Here is an 18,172-nt window from a genome sequence, read left to right as displayed (position 1 = left end):
GCTTTCAGCGCGTTTCATGTGTAAGTAACCATTTTTTTCTTTCGATTCCCCATGCATATCCACCAAGTCCCCCACCCGTACGAACGACGCGATGGCAAGGAACAACGATCGTTATGGGATTGTTGCCGACAGCGTTGCCAACCGCTCGTACCGCTTTCGGTTGCCCAATTTGTTTGGCAATATCGGCATATGAAACCGTTTGTCCATAAGGAATCGTTTGTAATGCTTCCCATACACGCAGTTGAAACGGAGTGCCCACGAGCTTTAAGGGCATCGAAAACGACGTCCGTTTCTTTTGGAAGTATTGTTCAAGTTCTTCTAGCGATTGCATGAGAGGCTCCGCCACTTTTTCGTTCTGATCTTCACCTCGTTCAACGACATCAATCCGCTCGATTCCTTCATTCGTTCCAACGATTTGTAACCAACCGATCGGTGATTCATAATACACAACGTGTTTCTCCATGTCCAACTCTCCTCTGCCAAATCGCACAACATTTACAGCGAGAAAAATGACCGTTTTTTCATAAACTACATATAGCTCCTCACGATAAGGAGGGTTTGCGGTGCATACAGCCGATTACGACAAAGCGCTTTACTATACGTACCGATCGGAATGGGATCATTTACTCATTCTTATGGTACGCACAAAAGACGATTTACTTTCAAAAAAAATTGAACAGTTTCTTCATGCATACAACTTCGAAAAAGATTATACCGTCGTCCAAAAGCGATTAAATGCATTGTTGCGTTACATCGACCACGCGTTGGATGTGTACGAACAAGAGCCAACACTTACGATGCAATATGATTATTAGAGCGAAAGGAACGTTCTCCTTTCGCTTTTTATACGACCGGATACGTTTGAATAAGCGGATGTAATACGATTTCATCGACCAACATATGTTTCGGTGCGCTTGCCATATAGACAACGGCTTCGGCGACGTCTTCTGCCTTTAACCATTCTGCTTTTTCAGGCAATCCTTGCGTCGAGTTAGCAAAGTATGTATCAACCATCCCCGGATTGATCGTACCGACACGAATGCCGTATGGGCGCACTTCTTGAGCCACACTTCCTGAAAATCCTTGAACCGCATATTTCGTCGCTGTATATGCGGAACCGTTTGCGATGGTGTATCGTCCAACGTCGGATGAAACGGTAATAATCGTACCAGAACGTTGCTTTTTCATTTGTGGGAGAACGGCTTTCGTCCCGATAAATACACCTTGTACATTTACTTCAAACAATCGCTTCCATTCTTCGACAGTCGTTTCTTCAACCGATTTAAATACACCAATACCTGCATTATTCACAAGCAAATCAATGCGACCGAATGCAGCTATGGTCGCTTCAACCACTTCATTCATTTGTTGTTCATTTGATACATCTGCTTGAAACGTTTTTACATCTTTTAATTGCTCACCTACACGGTGAATATCCGACGAACTACCGATTAATACGAGCTGCATCCCTTGTTCCGCTAATTTATGTGCAATCGCTAAACCGATGCCACGAGATGCCCCCGTCACAATTGCTACTTGTCCTTGTAACATGCTGAACTCACCCTTTCCACATCATCGCCTTCATATTACTTGTTCTACATTCAAAAAACAACTGATAAGGCATTACACCTTATCAGCTGTTAACGTATATACTCGCTCCATCACCGCTGTTTCTAATTGTTCCAATTGTTGTTTTGCTTCTGCAAGTGTCTGCCCTTTTACACCAAAATAAAATTTCATTTTTGGCTCTGTGCCAGACGGGCGCGCACAAAACCACGAGCCATCTTCTAGCACATATTTTAATACGTTCGATTTCGGCAAATGGATCGTTTCTTTTTTACCTGTATCCACATACACTCGTTCGCTCGCTTTGTAGTCTTCGCGAATAACGACACGTTGCTTTCCGACAACTGTTGGCGGTTCATTTCGGAACGTGGCGAGTAACGCCTCGATTCGCTCCGCTCCTTCTTTTCCTTTTAGTGTGAGCGAGCGTAATCCTTCTTGGTAATACCCGTATTGCTCAAACAATTGCATAAGCGCTTCATATAAAGATAAGCCCTGCTTTTTATAAAACGCGCACACTTCAACAGCTAACACAGCAGCTTGAATCGCGTCTTTATCACGGGCAAAATCACCGATTAAATAGCCGTAGCTTTCTTCGTATCCAAATTGGAATACATATTCTCCTGTTTGTTCATATTGTTTAATTTTTTCACCGATAAATTTAAACCCTGTCAATGTATCCATCGTTTCGATTCCAAACGACTTGGCAATCGCACGCCCAAATTCAGATGTGACGATCGTTTTAAATACAATCCCGTTTGGTGGCAATATCCCTTTTTCTTTTTTTTGTGAAAGAATGTAATGAAGTAGCAATCCACCTGTTTGATTGCCTGTTAAAACGATGTATTCTCCTTGTTCATTTTTTACCGCAATGCCTAAACGATCCGCATCCGGGTCTGTTGCAATTAACACGTCTGCATCGACTTGTTTTCCAAGCTGAATCGCTAATTCAAACGCAGCATGTTCTTCTGGATTTGGTGACTTTACCGTTGAAAAATTCGGGTCCGGTTGTTCTTGTTCCTTTACAACAAACACGTGTTCATAGCCGAATTCCTTTAATCCACGTTGAACGAGTTTATTTGCTGTGCCATGAAGCGGTGTAAATACGACTTTGACATCAACTTCGTGAGAGAGTTCTGGGTGTAGCGAAATCGTTTTTAATTTTTGTATGTATGCATCGTCAATCTCGGCACCGATGATTTGAATCAACCCTTTTTCTTTTAATACATCTTCTTGTTCAACCGCAAGCTCCCATTCATTTTCAATTGCATTGACATGTTCTATAACAACATCAGCAATATGTGGCGGTAACTGTGCACCATCTTCTCCGTATACTTTATAACCGTTATACTCCGGTGGATTGTGGCTTGCGGTAATGACAATGCCCGAAAAAGCATGTAAATGACGGACGGCAAATGAAAGCTCCGGTGTCGGGCGAAGCTCATCGAATACGTACGTCTGAATACCATGGGTGGCAAGCGTTTTGGCTGCTTCCATCGCAAACTGTTGCGACTTGTGACGCGAGTCGTACGCGATCACAACTCCTCTTCTTTTCGCCTCCTCCCCAAACGACGCGATGTATCGTGCTAATCCTGCCGATGCTTTTCGCACCGTATATATGTTCATGCGGTTCGTTCCCGGCCCGATTTCGCCGCGCATGCCTCCTGTACCGAACTCTAACGTTTTGTAAAAGCAGTCTTCTAGCAATTTTTCATCTTGCTCTAGTTGCTCTAAATGTGCACGCAGTTCTTCATCTAACTGCGCTTCTTTCCAACGTTCGTATACTGTTTTCCAAGTCACGTTTATCCCTCCATATCCGTTGCTCATTGTAACTTATTCTCGCTTTTTTATACAAATTCCTTTTTTAATAAGAAAAGCGCAAAGCGCTCGCCTATCGGCGAAGAGCGCACAAGCCCCACCGAGGAGGCTGTCGCCGCCGCAGTGTGGGGCGGAGCGACTCGAGCCGATGGCGCTTGAAGCTAGACAGCTCCCTGAATCCGAAATTTTATCCTTTAATTAATTATAAAAAGGAGCTCCTTCAAAAGAAGCCCCTTTTTTGTTTAATGATATGAAGGTTCGGAAATCTCAGATAACGCTTGTTCTGCCGCCTCATCATATGCTTGGTTTGTTGCGATATCACCAAGTGCAACAATACCACAAAGCTCATTATTTTGTACGATCGGCAAACGACGAATTTGATTTTTCGCCATCACTTTCGCTGCTTCATTCACGCTCATGTTTGGCGTACCTGTGACAACATCGCTTGTCATCACTTGTGAAACAGGTGTCGAAGGGGTTAACCCTTGTGCTGTTGTACGAAGAGTGATGTCACGGTCAGTAATCATTCCTTTTACTTTTCCGTTTTCAACAACAGGAATGGCACCGATGTTATGTTCGTTCATTAACTGTGCTGCCTCTTGAACGGACTGATCTGGTGTGACCGTTGCCACTTGGCGCGTCATAATCGATTCAACTGTATGATTCAATATCATCCTCCCCTTTCGCTTTTTATTGTGTGCGTTCATGCGTTCATTATGTAAGTAAAATATCGTCGCAATTTACATTATTTCTTTTGATGTACTATAATGAACAAAGAGTAAAAAATAAGAAGGTGGAATCATGGCGCAGAAAGAAAATCATTTATTAACTGCGTGGATCGTTGCGCTAATCGCTACACTTGGCAGCCTTTATTTTTCCGAAATAATGAAGTTTATTCCATGTGAACTTTGCTGGTATCAGCGCATTTTTATGTATCCGCAAGTATTTTTACTTGGCATGGCTTTTGTGCGCAAAGATTTTAAAATCGCCCGTTACACACTAATGTTATCTATTATCGGTGGCACGATTTCTTCTTATCATTATCTCATTCAAAAAATAACATTTTTCCGTGATACAGCTCCATCGTGCGGCATTGTACCATGTACAGGACAGTACATCAACTGGTTCGGATTTATTACCATTCCGTTTTTAGCACTTATTGCTTTTATTTTCATTAGCATCATAAGCTATCGTCTTATAAAAATGGAGAAAGAAGGGAAAGACGAATGAAAAAATTGCTTATTTTCGGTGGGATCATTATCATTTTATTCGGGGCGCTCGCTTGGATTACGTCTTATACGCAAAAACAAAAAGCAGAAGGAAATCCATTCGGAAAAGAAGAGTTGCACCCAGCGACGATCGATCTTCTCGATGACCCGAACTATCAAAACATTATTTTACCTAACGAATTAAGAGAAGCATTAAACAAGAAAGAAACGATAACCGTTTACTTTTACAGTTCCACATGTGAATTTTGTAAAAAAACGACACCAATCGTTGCTCCACTCGCGCAGAAGATGGGCATTGACTTAAAACAATTTAACCTGCTTGAATTTGAAGAAGGTTGGGATGAGTATCATATCGAGGCAACACCGACCATTGTTCACTTTAAAAATGGACAAGAAGTCGCGCGTATTGAAGGATATTACGAGGAAGACGTATTTCGAAAATGGTTTGAACAAATGGAATAAAAAGCCTTCATCACGAAGGCTTTTTTACATCACCCAAGCATGAATAGGCTTCATATACATGCTTACATACTCATCTCTTTGATGCAAAAAATGTTCAAGAGTGAGTGGAAAACTAATACCATGCTGTTCTAGCTGCTCAATATTTCGCTGAAATAGCTGTTCATAATGAGCGGAACGATGATGGAACGAAACAAACTCAATGATGGCTTGTAGTGATTGCAATGCAGAAATAATCGTAAATGCCTCTTTCAACGTTCCGTCATATGTGGACGCTTCAAATTGTAATACACCGAGCGATTGAAACGTTTCAATTTCATCGTCTGTAAAATATTTTGGAAAAATACATGTATAAAACTGTTCAATAAGCGAATGAATATATTGCTTTTGTTCTTCCGTAGCAACGTAAACGGTTTTCAATTGCCTCACCTTTTTTCCATTTCATTTCCTAATGTATAACGAAATTGTAACATATCAACGCACTTTATGGTGTTGGTAATTTATTGTACAGAAAGAGTGAGACGAATGAATGTGCAAAAGAAAGGAAATTGGCTTCTGTTTGAAGCGCCAAAATCATGGAGCGGTTTATCGCTCGAACAAGCATTCCAAACGAAATGGTTCGTTCCTAAAAAAATGTTACACGAATGGCGAATGACAAAAGGTGTAGCCATCAACGACAACATCGTTCCTTTTCATACAATCATTTCACCGAACGATCGCATTCGTGTTCGTATAAAAGAAGAACAAATCGAACCAACTCCGACATACGCACCGCTTCATATTGTATTTGAAGACGATCATGTGCTTGTCGTTAACAAACGAGCGCATATAGATGTCCATCCAACTCAGCCGAATCAAACAAATACATTAGCAAACGCTGTAGCCTTCCACTTTCAATGTGAAGGCATTTATAGTAAAGTTCGTCATATTCATCGGCTCGATCGCGATACAAGCGGCGTTATTTTATTCGCCAAGCATGCACTGGCTGGGGCTATTCTGGATCAATATTTAGCGAAACGAACGATTCGTCGCACATATATTGCACTTGTTCACGGATATGTCAAACAAAAAAAAGGAACGATCGAAGCACCGATTGGCCGTGATCGCCATCATCCAACAAGACGCCGCGTATCAAAAACAGGAGATACAGCTATCACGCACTATGAACGTCTCCAATATGACAAACAAAAGCACGTATCACTTGTTCGTCTCACGCTTGATACAGGGCGAACGCACCAAATTCGTGTCCACATGAGCTATATTGGCCATCCATTAGTTGGTGATACGTTATATGGAGGAAAACCGTGGATTGATCGGCAAGCGTTACATGCGTTCTCTTTATCGTTCCTACATCCGTTTACTGGGGAGCGTATCACTTGTTCCGCTTTGCCTGATGAAACCATTTTCGGTCACATAAAAAGAGGCACGTTATTATAACGCTGCCTCTTCATTCACGTCAGTTGCCACATCTACGTTATGTGGAAGACGTGTTACTTCAATTTTTTTCACATGATGACCGTCCAATTGCAAGACTTTAAAAACGTAGCCACCAAATTCAATTTGCTCTCCAGGGCGAATGTTATAGCGCTCTGTTAACATCCATCCACCAATCGTGTCGACGTCTGTGTCGTCAATTTCTAAGCCGAATAAATCGTTAATTTCACTAATAAGCACTTTTCCATCGACGATCGCACGATTGTCATCGATCATTTGAATAAGCGGGGTTTCATCAGTATCAAATTCGTCTCGAATTTCCCCTACAATTTCTTCCAAAATATCTTCGACGGTCACTAAACCAGATGTACCCCCATATTCATCAACTAAAATGGCCATATGAATACGTTCTTTTTGCATTTGCACAAGCAAATCTTGAATCGGGATCGTTTCAATCACTTGAATAATTGGACGAATATAATCACGCAGCTGTTTGCGTTCGTGACAATTCGCAACGAGATCCGTAAACAACTCTTTTACGTTTACTAATCCAAGAATATGATCTTTATCGCCATCAATGACAGGATAACGTGTATACTTTTCTTCACGAATGGTTTGCAACACGTGATCCATGGAGTCATTCACATCTAATGCAATAATTTCTTTGCGCGGAACCATAATTTCCTTTGCGACACGATCGTCAAAGCGGAAAATGTTATTGACGTATTTATATTCCGTGTGGTTAATTTCCCCGCTCTTATAACTCGCTGATAAAAGCAGGCGCAATTCCTCTTCGGAATGTGCTAATTCTTTTTCATTCGACAATTGAAAACCAAATAAACGGACGACTAAACGCGCAGACCCATTTAACAACCAAATGAACGGATACATGACGCGATAAAATAACATGAGCGGACGAGCTGTCCACAATGTAATCGCCTCTGCCTTTTGAATAGCGATCGTCTTCGGTGCTAATTCACCAACAACGACATGAATGAACGTAATCGTTGCAAATGCAACAATAAATGATGCACCATGTGCAAATGATGAAGATACGTTCCACTGATCAAAAAGTGGGCGAAGTGCTCGTTCTACCGTCGGTTCCCCAAGCCAACCGAGCCCGAGTGATGTCATTGTAATTCCTAATTGATTTGCAGATAAATACTCATCTAAATGGGTGATGACATGTTTGGCTGCTACTGCTTTTTTGTTTCCTTCCTCCATGAGTTGATCGATGCGCGATGGGCGCACTTTTACAATCGCAAATTCTGAAGCGACAAAAAAACCGGTCAAGGCAATAAGAAAAACAATCATCCATAAACTAAATATGTCCAACGAACGTCCGCACGCATGAATGCGTGCGGATGTCACCTCCTATTGATTAATCTTCATCGTTTCCTTGTGCAAAAATAAGCACATACTTAATTAATTCTAACACCGAAATAAGCGCTGCAGCAACATATGTTAACGCTGCGGCGTTTAATACTTTATTTACCCCACGCTCTTCTTCGTTGCGAATAATGCCTTCCGCAATCATAAAGTCTTTGGCGCGTGAGCTTGCATTAAACTCAACTGGCAATGTAATAACTTGGAATGCAACGGCAAACGAGAATAAAATGATCCCTAATCCAATCAATGAAAACTGTTGCATTAAAAAGCCACCAAGAAGAAGGAACGGCGCAATGCCAGATGTAAAATTCACAAGCGGAAACATACGATGACGTAAAACGAGCGCACCATACGCTTGTTGATGTTGCACCGCATGGCCAACTTCATGGGCAGCTACAGACACAGCCGCGATTGAACGGCCGTAGTAAACCGGCTCTGATAAACGAACCGCACGTGCAATCGGATCATAATGATCTGTCAACGTACCAGGAACGAGCTCAACTGGCACATCGTATAGTCCGTTGCGATCTAAAATGAGACGCGCCACTTCTGCACCTGTCAAACCAGACGAAGCAGGTACGTCTGACCACTTGCTGAAGTTTCCTTTTACTTTAAATTGCGCCCAAATCGATACCCCGAAGGCGATTAAAATTAAAAAATCCATTGGATGAAAAAACATACAATCATCCCTCCGTTACTTTATATTTTAATGGAAAGTGAATGAAAATGAAAGAGAATGCCTTCACATACATTACATACGACTATTGTGTCCAAAAAGTTTCACAACATCGAAAAAAAACCTCGCAAATCGCGAGGTTAAATCAAATTCCTTTTTAATGCGTATGGTGAACAGCACAACGGTTTGGACCGATTTCAAGTTCTTGTTGTTGCTCTTGTGTAGCATCTTTTACGCCGCGGTTAATAGCAATAATGTCTTCAAAGTTTGGCGGTGTTTCAGAAGATGCCGATTGTGCCACATGTTCCACAAATTCTTCTTCTGTTTTTCCTTGCATAATTTCATTCATTTGACGAATGTTTCCTAACGTATTGCCAATATATCCTTGCTCATTCACTTCTTGATCGAAGTTTGCATAGTGTGCAGGCAGGACAATGACATCATCTGCAATTTGTGCGACTTTGTTATATACTGTGTCGTATAAGTCTTTTGCCCACTCACGTGCTTTTCCGCCTAAGTCTGGTCGCCCGAGACCGCTAACGAAAATCGTATCGCCAGAGAACAACAATTTATTATTTACGAAAAACGATACACTGCCTGGTGTATGGCCTGGTGTTTTAATCGCTAACACTTCTAAGCTTACTTTTTCAAATTCGATGCGATCGTGGTTTTCTAACGGTTCAAATTCAAATACTGCCCCTTCACTCTTCATTAAATAATACGTCGCACCTGTTTGTTTCGCTAATTCATATCCACCAGAAATATGGTCCGCGTGTAAATGCGAATCAACGATATGTGTAATCGCTACGTTTTCTTTTTGCGCCACTTCTTTATACACATCAATAAAGCGAGATGGATCGACGATTAGCGCTTCTTTTCCTGATACGACCATGTAAGAAAGACAACCTTTACCGACACGAATAAATTGATATACTTTTATGTCGTTATCTTGGTAAACAACAACTGGATATAAATATTCGCTCCAAGCTTTCATGCCGCCTTTTAAATAAAACACTTCTAATCCTTTTTCAGCAAGCATGTCAGCGACCATCATCGAAGAACCTTCTTTAGCACAAACGACGACGATTTTTTTGTCTTTCGGTAAACGCTCTAACACAGGCTCCACACCATCAATAAGTTCAAAATAAGGAACGTTTAAATATTCAATATGTTCTCCTTCGATTTTCCAGTCAGCAAAATCAGATTCGTTGCGAACGTCAAATAAGAAAAATGGTTCTTTGTTTACAATCATCTCATTTATTTGCTGTGCTGTTAATGCATGTACTGCCATATACTCTCCACCTCTCCTTTATACCTTATAGGGTATTTTTATAGATAAAAAAATTATTGTTGTAACAATTGCATAATGCGTTGCGGATCAAATCCAATCACCCAACGTCCATTAATTTCAGTTTGTGGCACACCCATTTGTCCAGTTGAGCGAACAACATAATCAATAGCCTCAGGATGTTGATGCAAATTCACTTCTTTAAATGGGATGCCGCGTTCAGCTAAAAAGTTTTTCAATAATGTACAATATGGACATGTTGTTGTCGTATATACTGTAATCATATGATTATTCCTCCTTTATGTCTCGGTATTCCATATACCCCTATACGTATTATAACATAAAGGATGAACTTTTCAACAACTTTTACAAAATATCCAACCAAATTTTTATTGCTGTTGCTACAATAAGCGCAGCTAAAATAAACTGCAATACTTTTGTATTTACTTTTTTTCCGACATTCGCTCCGATCGGAGAAGCAATTAAACTGGCAACAACCATAATAAACGCCGTCCAAAAGTCAAATTGACCTGTTGTAATTTTCCCTACAGTTGCTCCAATGGATGAAATAAACGTAATCGCTAATGATGTAGCGATCGTCATACGCGTTGGAATTTTTAATACAACAAGCATAATTGGTACAAGAATAAATGCCCCTGCGGCACCAACAATACCAGCGCTCACTCCGACAGCGAATGCTAACGCTGTTGCAAGCCATTTATTGAATGTAACTTGATCGAGTGGAATATTATCAATTCCTTTTTTCGGCACAAACATCATCACCGCAGCAATCGTCGCTAACACCGCATAAACGATGTTAATGCCACCTTCGCTCATTAATTTCGAACCATAACCACCAATGAAACTACCGATTAAAATGCTCGTTCCCATATAAATAATTAACGTTTTATTTAAATATCCACCTTTACGGTACGCCCAAACGCCTCCAATCGTCGCAAACAATACTTGAATGGCGCTAATTCCTGATACTTCATGGGCGCTAAACGCGGCGTAACCTAGCAATGGTGGGATGTAAAGCAACATCGGATATTTAATAATCGATCCGCCAATTCCAACCATCCCTGAAATAAACGAACCGATAAATCCAATTAAAAAAATTGTAATAATAAAACCGATGGCCATGCTTATTCACTCCTTATATGAAGCATCGGGACATATGCCCGATGCTTATTACGCTTTCCGAATCCAAAATTTTAGTACGTCTCCTTCTTCGACCATATCGATCATTTCATGACCAGCTGACTTTGCCCATGCAGATAAGTCGTTTTTAGCCCCTTTATCCGTTACATGAATTTCCAAAACTTGACCAGATTGTAATGTGTCCATTCCTTTTTTCGTGCGAACGATTGGCATTGGACATGCAAGACCCTTTGCATCAACGAGAAGATCTGCTTTCATGTTCTTCCTCCTTAAAATGTTAACGTGATGTCAGCATCTTTCGCAAAGTCAAGGAATGTAACAGCTCCACCTACATCAATGCCGTCAACAAAATGTTCTTTTGTTAGCCCCATAACATCCATTGTCATTTGACAAGCGATAAATTTCACACCCATTTCTTGCGCCATGCTTACAAGTTCTGGTATAGATGGCACGTTTGCTTGGGCAAATCCTTGTTGAATTTGTTCTTTTCCTTCTGGAAGTGGCAATTGTTTATACGCTTCTTTATGAATTAAATTTAATCCTTCGAATGTAAAGAAAATGGCTACCTCTGCTTCTGTTGCTGCTGCTGCTGTTGCAATGTTAAATACTTTATATGCGTCAAATAAACCACCATTTGCTGCAATAATAGCTACACGTTTTTTCATTGTTCATTTCCCCCTTTAGTAATTGTTCCTTTCCATTGTGTCATACCTGGAATAACGTTAAATACATGTGTAAATCCTTTTTCAGCGAGTTGCTGTGCAGCCAAATCACTACGATTACCTGTTCGACAAATCACATAAATCGTTTCATCTTTATTTAATTCATTTAATCGCTCTTCTAATTGTCCGAGCGGGATATGATATGCTCCTGGAATATGACCAAACGCATATTCCGCTTCCTCGCGCACATCTAAAATAAATAGTTGTTCGTTGTTTTCTACTTTCTTTTGTAAGTCCTCTAAAGCAATAACGTGAGGATATTTTGTTTCTTCTCTTACTTCTGTAGGATTTGCTTTACGAAGATAATGTTTCAGTACATCACCTTCCTCAATCGTGCCGATATATTGATGCCCTGTGTTTTTCGCCCAACCTTGAATATCCGCAAGTGAACCTTTATCTGTCGCTTGCACTTCAAGCACTTGGCCAGGTTGTAGCTGTTCCATCGCCTTTTTCGTGCGAACAATCGGCATCGGACACGTAAGTCCCTTTGCATCCACGACAAGATCGACGTGAATCGTCATTCCATTCCCCCCTATCGTTCAATTTCACCTGTCCATTCAAGCATACCGCCTGTCATATTTACAACGCGGTATCCGTAACTTTCTAACAGTTGACAAGCCATACCACTTCGATTTCCTGAACGGCAAACAAGAATATGCTCTTCGTTTTTATCAATTTCATTCATCCGCTCAAGCAGTTGACCGAGCGGAATATGACGAGCCCCTGGGATTTTTCCTTGAGCTACTTCCTCATCTTCGCGCACATCAATAATACTTAGCGCACGCCCTTCTTTTAATTGTTGTTCGACTTCTTGTGGAAGTATGTGTTTCATTTCGCTCACCTCTCTATACTCATAAGGGTATTTTTAATCTCAAAAAATAATTTATTACCATTACCTCTATGAGTATATTACAAAACCCCCACCCGTTTGTCAACTGTTTTTTCTCCAAAAAAAAACCTTGCATGACACAAGGATTTAAACGAGTGTTTTCAATTCTTCTTTCCGGAAAAACGTCCTCATTGCCTGTAACACATCCGACTTTTGCTTCAAAATGTAGTAGCGAAATTTTTCATCTTTAATATGTTTATATGCTGACATGAGAGTCGAGTGGCGATTGTACTGATTCACTTCCCCGTATCCGAACATATTTGAAACTTTCATTAACTCTTGCACAAGCTTGACACAGCGGGCGTTATCGGACGTTAAATTATCGCCATCGGAAAAATGGAACGGATAAATATTATATTTTGTCGGCGAGTATTTTGTTTCGATTACTTCAAGTGCCTTTCGATACGCTGATGAACATATCGTCCCGCCACTTTCCCCTTTTGTAAAAAATTCTTCTTCCGTTACAATTTTCGCTTCGGTATGATGCGCGATAAAAACAATATCGACCGTTTCGTATTTCGTCCGTAAAAATCGCGTCATCCAGAAGAAGAAGCTTCTAGCCATATACTTTTCCCATACACCCATCGATCCGCTCGTGTCCATCATTGCGATGACAACCGCTTTCGAATCCGGCTTAATGACTTCATTCCACGTTTTAAATTTTAAATCTTCGGGATAAATTGGATAAAAACTTGGATTACCACTTAATGCATTTCGTTTAAACGCAGCCATCATTGTTTTTTTCTTGTCGATGTTCCCCATCAATCCCGTTCGGCGAATATCGTTAAACTCAATATGTTGAACAACATGGTCGGCGTGTTGCTTTTTCTTTAAATCAGGAAGCTCTAATTGACCAAACAGAGCTTCTTCTAGTTCCATTAAAGATACTTCTGCTTCATAATAATCTTGCCCTGCCAAATCACCTGCTCCTTGCCCTTTTCCGGGTCCTTTTTGACCGTCACCAGAACCGTCTCGCGCAATAACATCACCAACTTGACTGTCCCCATCGCCTTGGCCGACATGTTTATTTTTATCATAGTTGTAACGAATTTTATATTCATCTAACGAACGAATCGGTATTTTAATGACGTCGCGACCGTTGGACATAATGATGCTTTCTTCTGTAATTAAGTCACCGAGATTATTTTTAATCGCCTCTTTCACTTTTTCTTCGTGCCGTTTTTGATCATCGTGGCCTTTTCGATGGAGGGACCAATCTTCCTTTGACACAATGAAGTTTCTACTCATTTTTTCCCCTCCTACATATGAAATAATCATGCACAAATTCTTTTTCCTCGCATACACTATGTTGGCTAATAAAAATCATAAATGAATGGTTGGTTACTTTATCCTATGCGACGACCGAAAAAAATTGACAAATGATTTCGAAAATTGTTCAAATCCCTTTCTGAAGGACAAGCCTGTTTTATACGATGATAAAACAAAGCATGCCAAGTGCGGCATGCTTTATCGGTTTAACAAACTTCCGACATAACGAAGCAACTCATTTGCTGAAGTGGAGTTATAACCATACTCATCAATTAACCGCGCAACAACTTCATTAATTTTCTTGAGTTGTTGTTCATCAGGTGTTTTTGTAGACGTCGTAATTTTGACAATATCTTTTAAGTCTGCAAACAACTTTTTCTGGATCGCTTCACGCAACCGTTCGTGCGAATTGTAATCGAATCGTTGACCTTTGCGGGCATATGCTGAGATACGAATTAAAATTTCTTCACGAAATGCTTTTTTCGCATTCTCCGAAATGCCAATTTGCTCTTCAATCGAACGCATCAGTTTTTCATCTGGATTCATTTCTTCTCCTGTGAGCGGGTCCCGAATTTTCGCTTTGTTACAATACGCTTCTACATTATCTAAATAGTTATCCATTAACGTTTTTGCTGATTCTTCATACGAATAAACGAACGCTTTTTGTACTTCACGTTTTGCAATTTCATCGTATTCTTTTCTTGCAATCGAAATGAAATTTAAATAACGTTCCCGATCTTCTTTTGAAATAGACGGATGATGCTCTAGCCCTTCTTTTAATGCTCGCAATACATCTAATGCATTAATGGACGGCACTTCTTTTCGAATGATACAAGACGAAATACGATTAATAACATAACGTGGATCAATACCACTCATTCCTTCGTCTGGATATTCTTTTTTCAGCTCTTCGACATCCACTTCATTAAATCCTTCGATTAACTCTCCATCATATAAGCGCATTTTTTTCACAAGGTCGATATCACCGCGCTTCGGCTCTTTCAATCGCGTTAAAATGGTAAACATCGCAGCAACTCGTAGCGTATGCGGGGCAATATGCACATCTGCCACATCGCTTTCACGAATCATTTTTTCATAAATGCGCTCTTCTTCTGACACTTTTAAGTTGTACGGAATCGGCATGACAATAATTCGCGAATGAAGCGCCTCGTTCTTTTTATTCGCAATAAATGAACGATACTCTGTTTCATTCGTATGAGCAACAATCAATTCATCAGTGATAGTATGATATCTACTAAAATACGAAAATATGTATCTATTTCACTCATAAACAAAAAAGACTAGCCGTTGTTGGCCAGTCTTTTCTGTTTCATCAGCAGAACTCTTGCAATTAAAGAATGGATATCCTCGTCTGTCTTTGAAACTTCCCTCTGGGATTGAAATACTTTGATTGCTCCATACTTCCCCTCGATCTCTTTGATTTGTTGGGAAGGTTGAGTGACTGTTTCCATTTCCTTCACCCCTGCACGATGCCGTTTATACATCGTATGCAGGTGAAGAGTCTGATTTTCGTGTAATATTCTTTCCTTAACGTACATACACATACCCCCTGTGCTAGCAGGAGTGGTATGTATTTTAAACAGTACTGTAAATATGTAGTTTAAATTGTGTTTTTAGCATTATTGTTTTACATATGGAGTTTAAACCGTAGTTTGAATCGTTCTGTAAATACTTATTAACCAATTGTGTTGTAAAGGCAACCACTTGCTAAGATTTTTATTTACATATAGTTAATTATATAAATTTATCCAATAACAAACAAGTATTACCATTAGAGAAATTCTTGTAAATTCCGTAAATCATTAGATTGGTTTTTAATATTGATTTTGGCTAGTGTTTAAAACTTAAAATCTATAGTGAGATTATATAGAACATACGTTTGATATATATTGAATTATTGTGTACTATATAAATATCTAATAGCCGGAGGTGTGAAACATGAGTGGCTCCTTTAAGGAATTTATTTATCTAGACAGACATCGTATTGATTCGATTATTGCTCAATTAAATAGTGGAATGGTCGAGTCAATCATAAGTCAAAAGTCGAAAAAAGTTACAGGGAATTCTGAAGTCTCATCTTCAATTACTGAAATTCTTTTAAAATGGAAATTAGGATTAAGTGGCGAACTAGCAAAAAACACCACTGAAAATAAAATTTTCCACGACTATTCATTTGAAGTGGCTAAGAAATCCTTAAAAAATTTAGTAGAATTGGATACTGAAAACGATAAAATTTGTATGAATCAAGTAGAAGTAGGAACTTTTGTTATCGTTAGTGGATATAGTAATATTTTGGATTACAGTGAACTAAGGTCTCTGGCAGCCAACGGTGATAAGATTGAATCTTTATTCCAAACAGGTTCAACAAAGCGACGAAATCGTGTTAAGGATAGTGTTTTTACGCAACTGGCGACTTTCATGGAGAACGTTATGCCTGATTTAATAGTTTATAAAATGCAATTTGTTGATGAAACAGGGATGGAACGCTCATTTATCGGCAATTTAAAGAGAGAATATTTGCGTGAAAACATGTCTGATATATTATTCAAATACGGAAATTATTTAGATTACGATTGGAAAATGTTTTGCCAAATTAGTCGTATTCCGTCCAAAGACGCCTTAGATAATGCTAAACGTATTATTGATGAACGAAATAAACACAAATTATCCCCTTTCTCAAAAATGTCTTCAGTAAATACAATTATAGATGAACTAGTAGAAGTGACAAACTCCTTCAAAGAACTTGTTGCAACAGTTTGTTATCCTAATGTTGCTGTTACACCTATTGCGATTTACAGAGAATTTTAAAATGTTAATCATGAAACTTGAGTATTGTTTGCTATTTTGTTCTCGTTAAAAACTTTTATGTTCACATATAAAATAAACCCTCTAATCTCGTTTTTTAGGAGATTAGAGGGCTTTCTAATTGGACTGAATTGTTAACGTATTTTTATTTCTGCTAATGAAAATGTAATCAGCAAACAAAACGTAAAAATAAATTATAAATACCTATCTGATAATTTCCATTCATTCATAATTTGTAAGGTCTTTTTTAATTAGAATAGCGAATTATAAAATACACTCATTTTATTAAATCGAATTCCAAAATATTGTGTTATGTGCTTTAGATATTGTTACTTAAGTGGAATTTATAATGCCATTCAAAATATTTCTTGCTTGTTTTGTTCCAATATGGACACTTCTTCCCTTCTATGTTTGAAATTATTTCATCAATGCTAGGCGTTCTATTTTTATGCTTCATGCTAACTACAATACCATCTACAACTGAAATATATCCCTTTTCAAATAAATCATCACAACCGAATTTACACATAGGCATGACAATATTCCTAAAATCTATTTTTTCTTCCAATTGACATTCTGATCTCTTTTTTATATGTGCTGTAACAAGGAAATTAATTGGAAATTCTTTTTGACATATACCACATTTTCCAATGCGCTTATCCCTAAATAAGTATCTGCGCAGAATGCCTTGCTCACGTCTTGATTTATTTTCAACATTTAAATCAAGATTGTTTTCAATCTTTTTAAGGATCGATTCGATATCTTTATCTTTAAGTGTAGAAATATGCCTTTCCATAGTTTTATTTACTGTTGAATTTTCATCATAACTTTCTATGTCATCATTTATAGAAGTAAATAGACTCATTTTTACAAGAAATTCATACGTTACCTCAAGTAATTTTTTTAGCCATTGAGATTTATGAAATTCAAATACGGCTAAATCTTTCTCATTATTGAAAATCAATTCGACCATATCTTTTTTTCCATATACTTTCACAAAATTAAAATCAAAATTAGATATACCTATTGAATTAATGAGATTTATCTGAAAATCATCGTAGTAAATCCCACTTTCATCTGTCGACTCAAAACTGCTGCAATAAGAACTTATTGAAACAATAACAGAATTCCCTTTTCCTCTAGTTATTTGAAACCACTCAGTACCTGCATCTGATAAGACAACAGTTACTCGATTATCTACTTCAATAAATTCAACAGGAAATTTTTCAACTATATTTTCTTTAAATTCCTTATACCGGTCCTTTAAAATATCAAAATATGGATTACTCTTATTTACAATACACAAGGATGTAACTCCCTTCCTTATTTTATTCAGCATTTATCTATTTTGCTTTTTACCTACTTTTCACAAATGGATTAATGATTAATTCTCTTTATTCTGGAGTTAACCTCTGATAAACCTATTCAACTGCGGTTCTGCTAAAGAAT

The 18,172-nt window shown here is 38.8% G+C and carries 22 protein-coding genes and 1 pseudogene; 5 read left to right on the top strand and 18 right to left on the bottom strand.

Going from position 1 to position 18,172, the window contains the following annotated elements; translation table 11 throughout:
- Positions 1-4 precede the first annotated feature (4 nt).
- Positions 5-463: a methylated-DNA--[protein]-cysteine S-methyltransferase gene (locus LD028_RS11090; protein ID WP_004892201.1), complete on the bottom strand. Its 459-nt coding sequence runs from the start codon at positions 461-463 to the stop codon at positions 5-7.
- Positions 464-563: 100 nt separating this feature from the next.
- On the opposite strand from LD028_RS11090, the gene LD028_RS11085 reads away from it, so the two are divergent.
- Positions 564-815 (top strand): YhdB family protein, encoded by a 252-nt coding sequence (locus tag LD028_RS11085; protein ID WP_004892205.1) that lies wholly within the window; start codon positions 564-566, stop codon positions 813-815.
- A gap of 28 nt (positions 816-843) precedes the next feature.
- On the opposite strand, the gene LD028_RS11080 is transcribed toward LD028_RS11085, so the two are convergent.
- The 3 genes from LD028_RS11080 to LD028_RS11070 all read right to left on the bottom strand — a co-directional run bounded on the left by LD028_RS11080 (position 844) and on the right by LD028_RS11070 (position 4,055).
- On the bottom strand, positions 844-1,551 hold the full coding sequence (locus LD028_RS11080; protein WP_128999784.1) for an SDR family oxidoreductase: 708 nt from the start codon (positions 1,549-1,551) through the stop codon (positions 844-846).
- A 72-nt stretch (positions 1,552-1,623) separates the two neighbouring features.
- Complete coding sequence (locus LD028_RS11075; protein WP_255706675.1) at positions 1,624-3,390, bottom strand: phospho-sugar mutase; 1,767 nt, start codon at positions 3,388-3,390, stop codon at positions 1,624-1,626.
- A 233-nt stretch (positions 3,391-3,623) separates the two neighbouring features.
- Entirely contained in the window at positions 3,624-4,055 is a 432-nt protein-coding gene (locus tag LD028_RS11070; RefSeq protein WP_006319170.1) for a CBS domain-containing protein, read from the bottom strand.
- A gap of 127 nt (positions 4,056-4,182) precedes the next feature.
- Here LD028_RS11070 and LD028_RS11065 point away from each other — a divergent pair, with 127 nt between their 5' ends.
- Both LD028_RS11065 and LD028_RS11060 read left to right on the top strand, forming a co-directional pair.
- Complete coding sequence (locus tag LD028_RS11065; protein WP_237811837.1) at positions 4,183-4,611, top strand: disulfide formation protein C; 429 nt, start codon at positions 4,183-4,185, stop codon at positions 4,609-4,611.
- Complete coding sequence (locus LD028_RS11060) at positions 4,608-5,072, top strand: thioredoxin family protein (protein WP_006319172.1); 465 nt, start codon at positions 4,608-4,610, stop codon at positions 5,070-5,072. Before LD028_RS11065 ends, LD028_RS11060 begins: the two co-directional genes overlap by 4 nt.
- A 24-nt stretch (positions 5,073-5,096) precedes the next feature.
- Here LD028_RS11060 and LD028_RS11055 read toward each other — a convergent pair whose 3' ends face one another.
- On the bottom strand, positions 5,097-5,498 hold the full coding sequence (locus LD028_RS11055) for a YhcU family protein (protein ID WP_012575867.1): 402 nt from the start codon (positions 5,496-5,498) through the stop codon (positions 5,097-5,099).
- A 96-nt stretch (positions 5,499-5,594) separates the two neighbouring features.
- On the opposite strand from LD028_RS11055, the gene LD028_RS11050 reads away from it, so the two are divergent.
- Positions 5,595-6,506: an RluA family pseudouridine synthase gene (locus tag LD028_RS11050; protein WP_237811836.1), complete on the top strand. Its 912-nt coding sequence runs from the start codon at positions 5,595-5,597 to the stop codon at positions 6,504-6,506.
- On the opposite strand, the gene LD028_RS11045 is transcribed toward LD028_RS11050, so the two are convergent.
- From LD028_RS11045 to LD028_RS10990, 12 genes and pseudogenes are all read right to left on the bottom strand, one after another.
- A complete protein-coding gene (locus tag LD028_RS11045) occupies positions 6,501-7,838 on the bottom strand; it encodes a hemolysin family protein (protein WP_237811835.1) in 1,338 nt (445 codons plus the stop codon). The genes LD028_RS11050 and LD028_RS11045 overlap by 6 nt on opposite strands.
- Before the next feature lie 46 nt (positions 7,839-7,884).
- Positions 7,885-8,571 (bottom strand): zinc metallopeptidase, encoded by a 687-nt coding sequence (locus tag LD028_RS11040; RefSeq protein WP_012575871.1) that lies wholly within the window; start codon positions 8,569-8,571, stop codon positions 7,885-7,887.
- Positions 8,572-8,725: 154 nt separating this feature from the next.
- Positions 8,726-9,859 (bottom strand): MBL fold metallo-hydrolase, encoded by a 1,134-nt coding sequence (locus tag LD028_RS11035; RefSeq protein WP_077427880.1) that lies wholly within the window; start codon positions 9,857-9,859, stop codon positions 8,726-8,728.
- A gap of 53 nt (positions 9,860-9,912) precedes the next feature.
- Entirely contained in the window at positions 9,913-10,140 is a 228-nt protein-coding gene (locus LD028_RS11030; RefSeq protein ID WP_077427882.1) for a glutaredoxin family protein, read from the bottom strand.
- 82 nt (positions 10,141-10,222) lie between these two features.
- Positions 10,223-10,999 carry a sulfite exporter TauE/SafE family protein gene (locus tag LD028_RS11025; protein ID WP_237811834.1) on the bottom strand — a complete coding sequence of 259 codons (777 nt, stop codon included), beginning with the start codon at positions 10,997-10,999 and terminating at the stop codon, positions 10,223-10,225.
- Positions 11,000-11,047: 48 nt separating this feature from the next.
- Positions 11,048-11,275, bottom strand: a complete 228-nt coding sequence (locus tag LD028_RS11020) for a sulfurtransferase TusA family protein (RefSeq protein WP_006319187.1) — start codon at positions 11,273-11,275, stop codon at positions 11,048-11,050.
- An 11-nt stretch (positions 11,276-11,286) separates the two neighbouring features.
- Positions 11,287-11,682 (bottom strand): DsrE/DsrF/DrsH-like family protein, encoded by a 396-nt coding sequence (locus LD028_RS11015; RefSeq protein WP_006319188.1) that lies wholly within the window; start codon positions 11,680-11,682, stop codon positions 11,287-11,289.
- Complete coding sequence (locus LD028_RS11010; protein ID WP_237811833.1) at positions 11,679-12,260, bottom strand: sulfurtransferase TusA family protein; 582 nt, start codon at positions 12,258-12,260, stop codon at positions 11,679-11,681. The genes LD028_RS11015 and LD028_RS11010 overlap by 4 nt, the downstream gene beginning before the upstream one ends.
- Positions 12,261-12,271: 11 nt before the next feature.
- On the bottom strand, positions 12,272-12,571 hold the full coding sequence (locus LD028_RS11005) for a rhodanese-like domain-containing protein (RefSeq protein ID WP_035048092.1): 300 nt from the start codon (positions 12,569-12,571) through the stop codon (positions 12,272-12,274).
- Positions 12,572-12,715: 144 nt separating this feature from the next.
- Complete coding sequence (gene yhbH, locus LD028_RS11000; RefSeq protein ID WP_237811832.1) at positions 12,716-13,876, bottom strand: sporulation protein YhbH; 1,161 nt, start codon at positions 13,874-13,876, stop codon at positions 12,716-12,718.
- A gap of 219 nt (positions 13,877-14,095) precedes the next feature.
- Positions 14,096-15,133: pseudogene (locus LD028_RS10995) on the bottom strand (protein prkA); the annotation flags it as partial.
- 65 nt (positions 15,134-15,198) lie between these two features.
- Positions 15,199-15,456, bottom strand: coding sequence for a hypothetical protein (locus LD028_RS10990; RefSeq protein ID WP_237811831.1), 258 nt, complete (start codon positions 15,454-15,456; stop codon positions 15,199-15,201).
- A gap of 400 nt (positions 15,457-15,856) precedes the next feature.
- On the opposite strand from LD028_RS10990, the gene LD028_RS10985 reads away from it, so the two are divergent.
- Positions 15,857-16,726: a DUF6414 family protein gene (locus LD028_RS10985; protein ID WP_237811830.1), complete on the top strand. Its 870-nt coding sequence runs from the start codon at positions 15,857-15,859 to the stop codon at positions 16,724-16,726.
- 316 nt (positions 16,727-17,042) lie between these two features.
- Here the strand turns inward: LD028_RS10985 and LD028_RS10980 are convergent, their stop codons facing one another.
- Positions 17,043-18,029, bottom strand: coding sequence for a hypothetical protein (locus tag LD028_RS10980; protein WP_052659465.1), 987 nt, complete (start codon positions 18,027-18,029; stop codon positions 17,043-17,045).
- Positions 18,030-18,172: the final 143 nt, after the last annotated feature.

The sequence above is a fragment of the Anoxybacillus sp. LAT27 genome (assembly GCF_022030075.1).
Classification (GTDB): domain Bacteria; phylum Bacillota; class Bacilli; order Bacillales; family Anoxybacillaceae; genus Anoxybacillus; species Anoxybacillus kestanbolensis.
The sequence above is the reverse complement of the archived record's forward strand: the minus strand, read 5'-3'. Positions and strand labels throughout refer to the sequence as shown.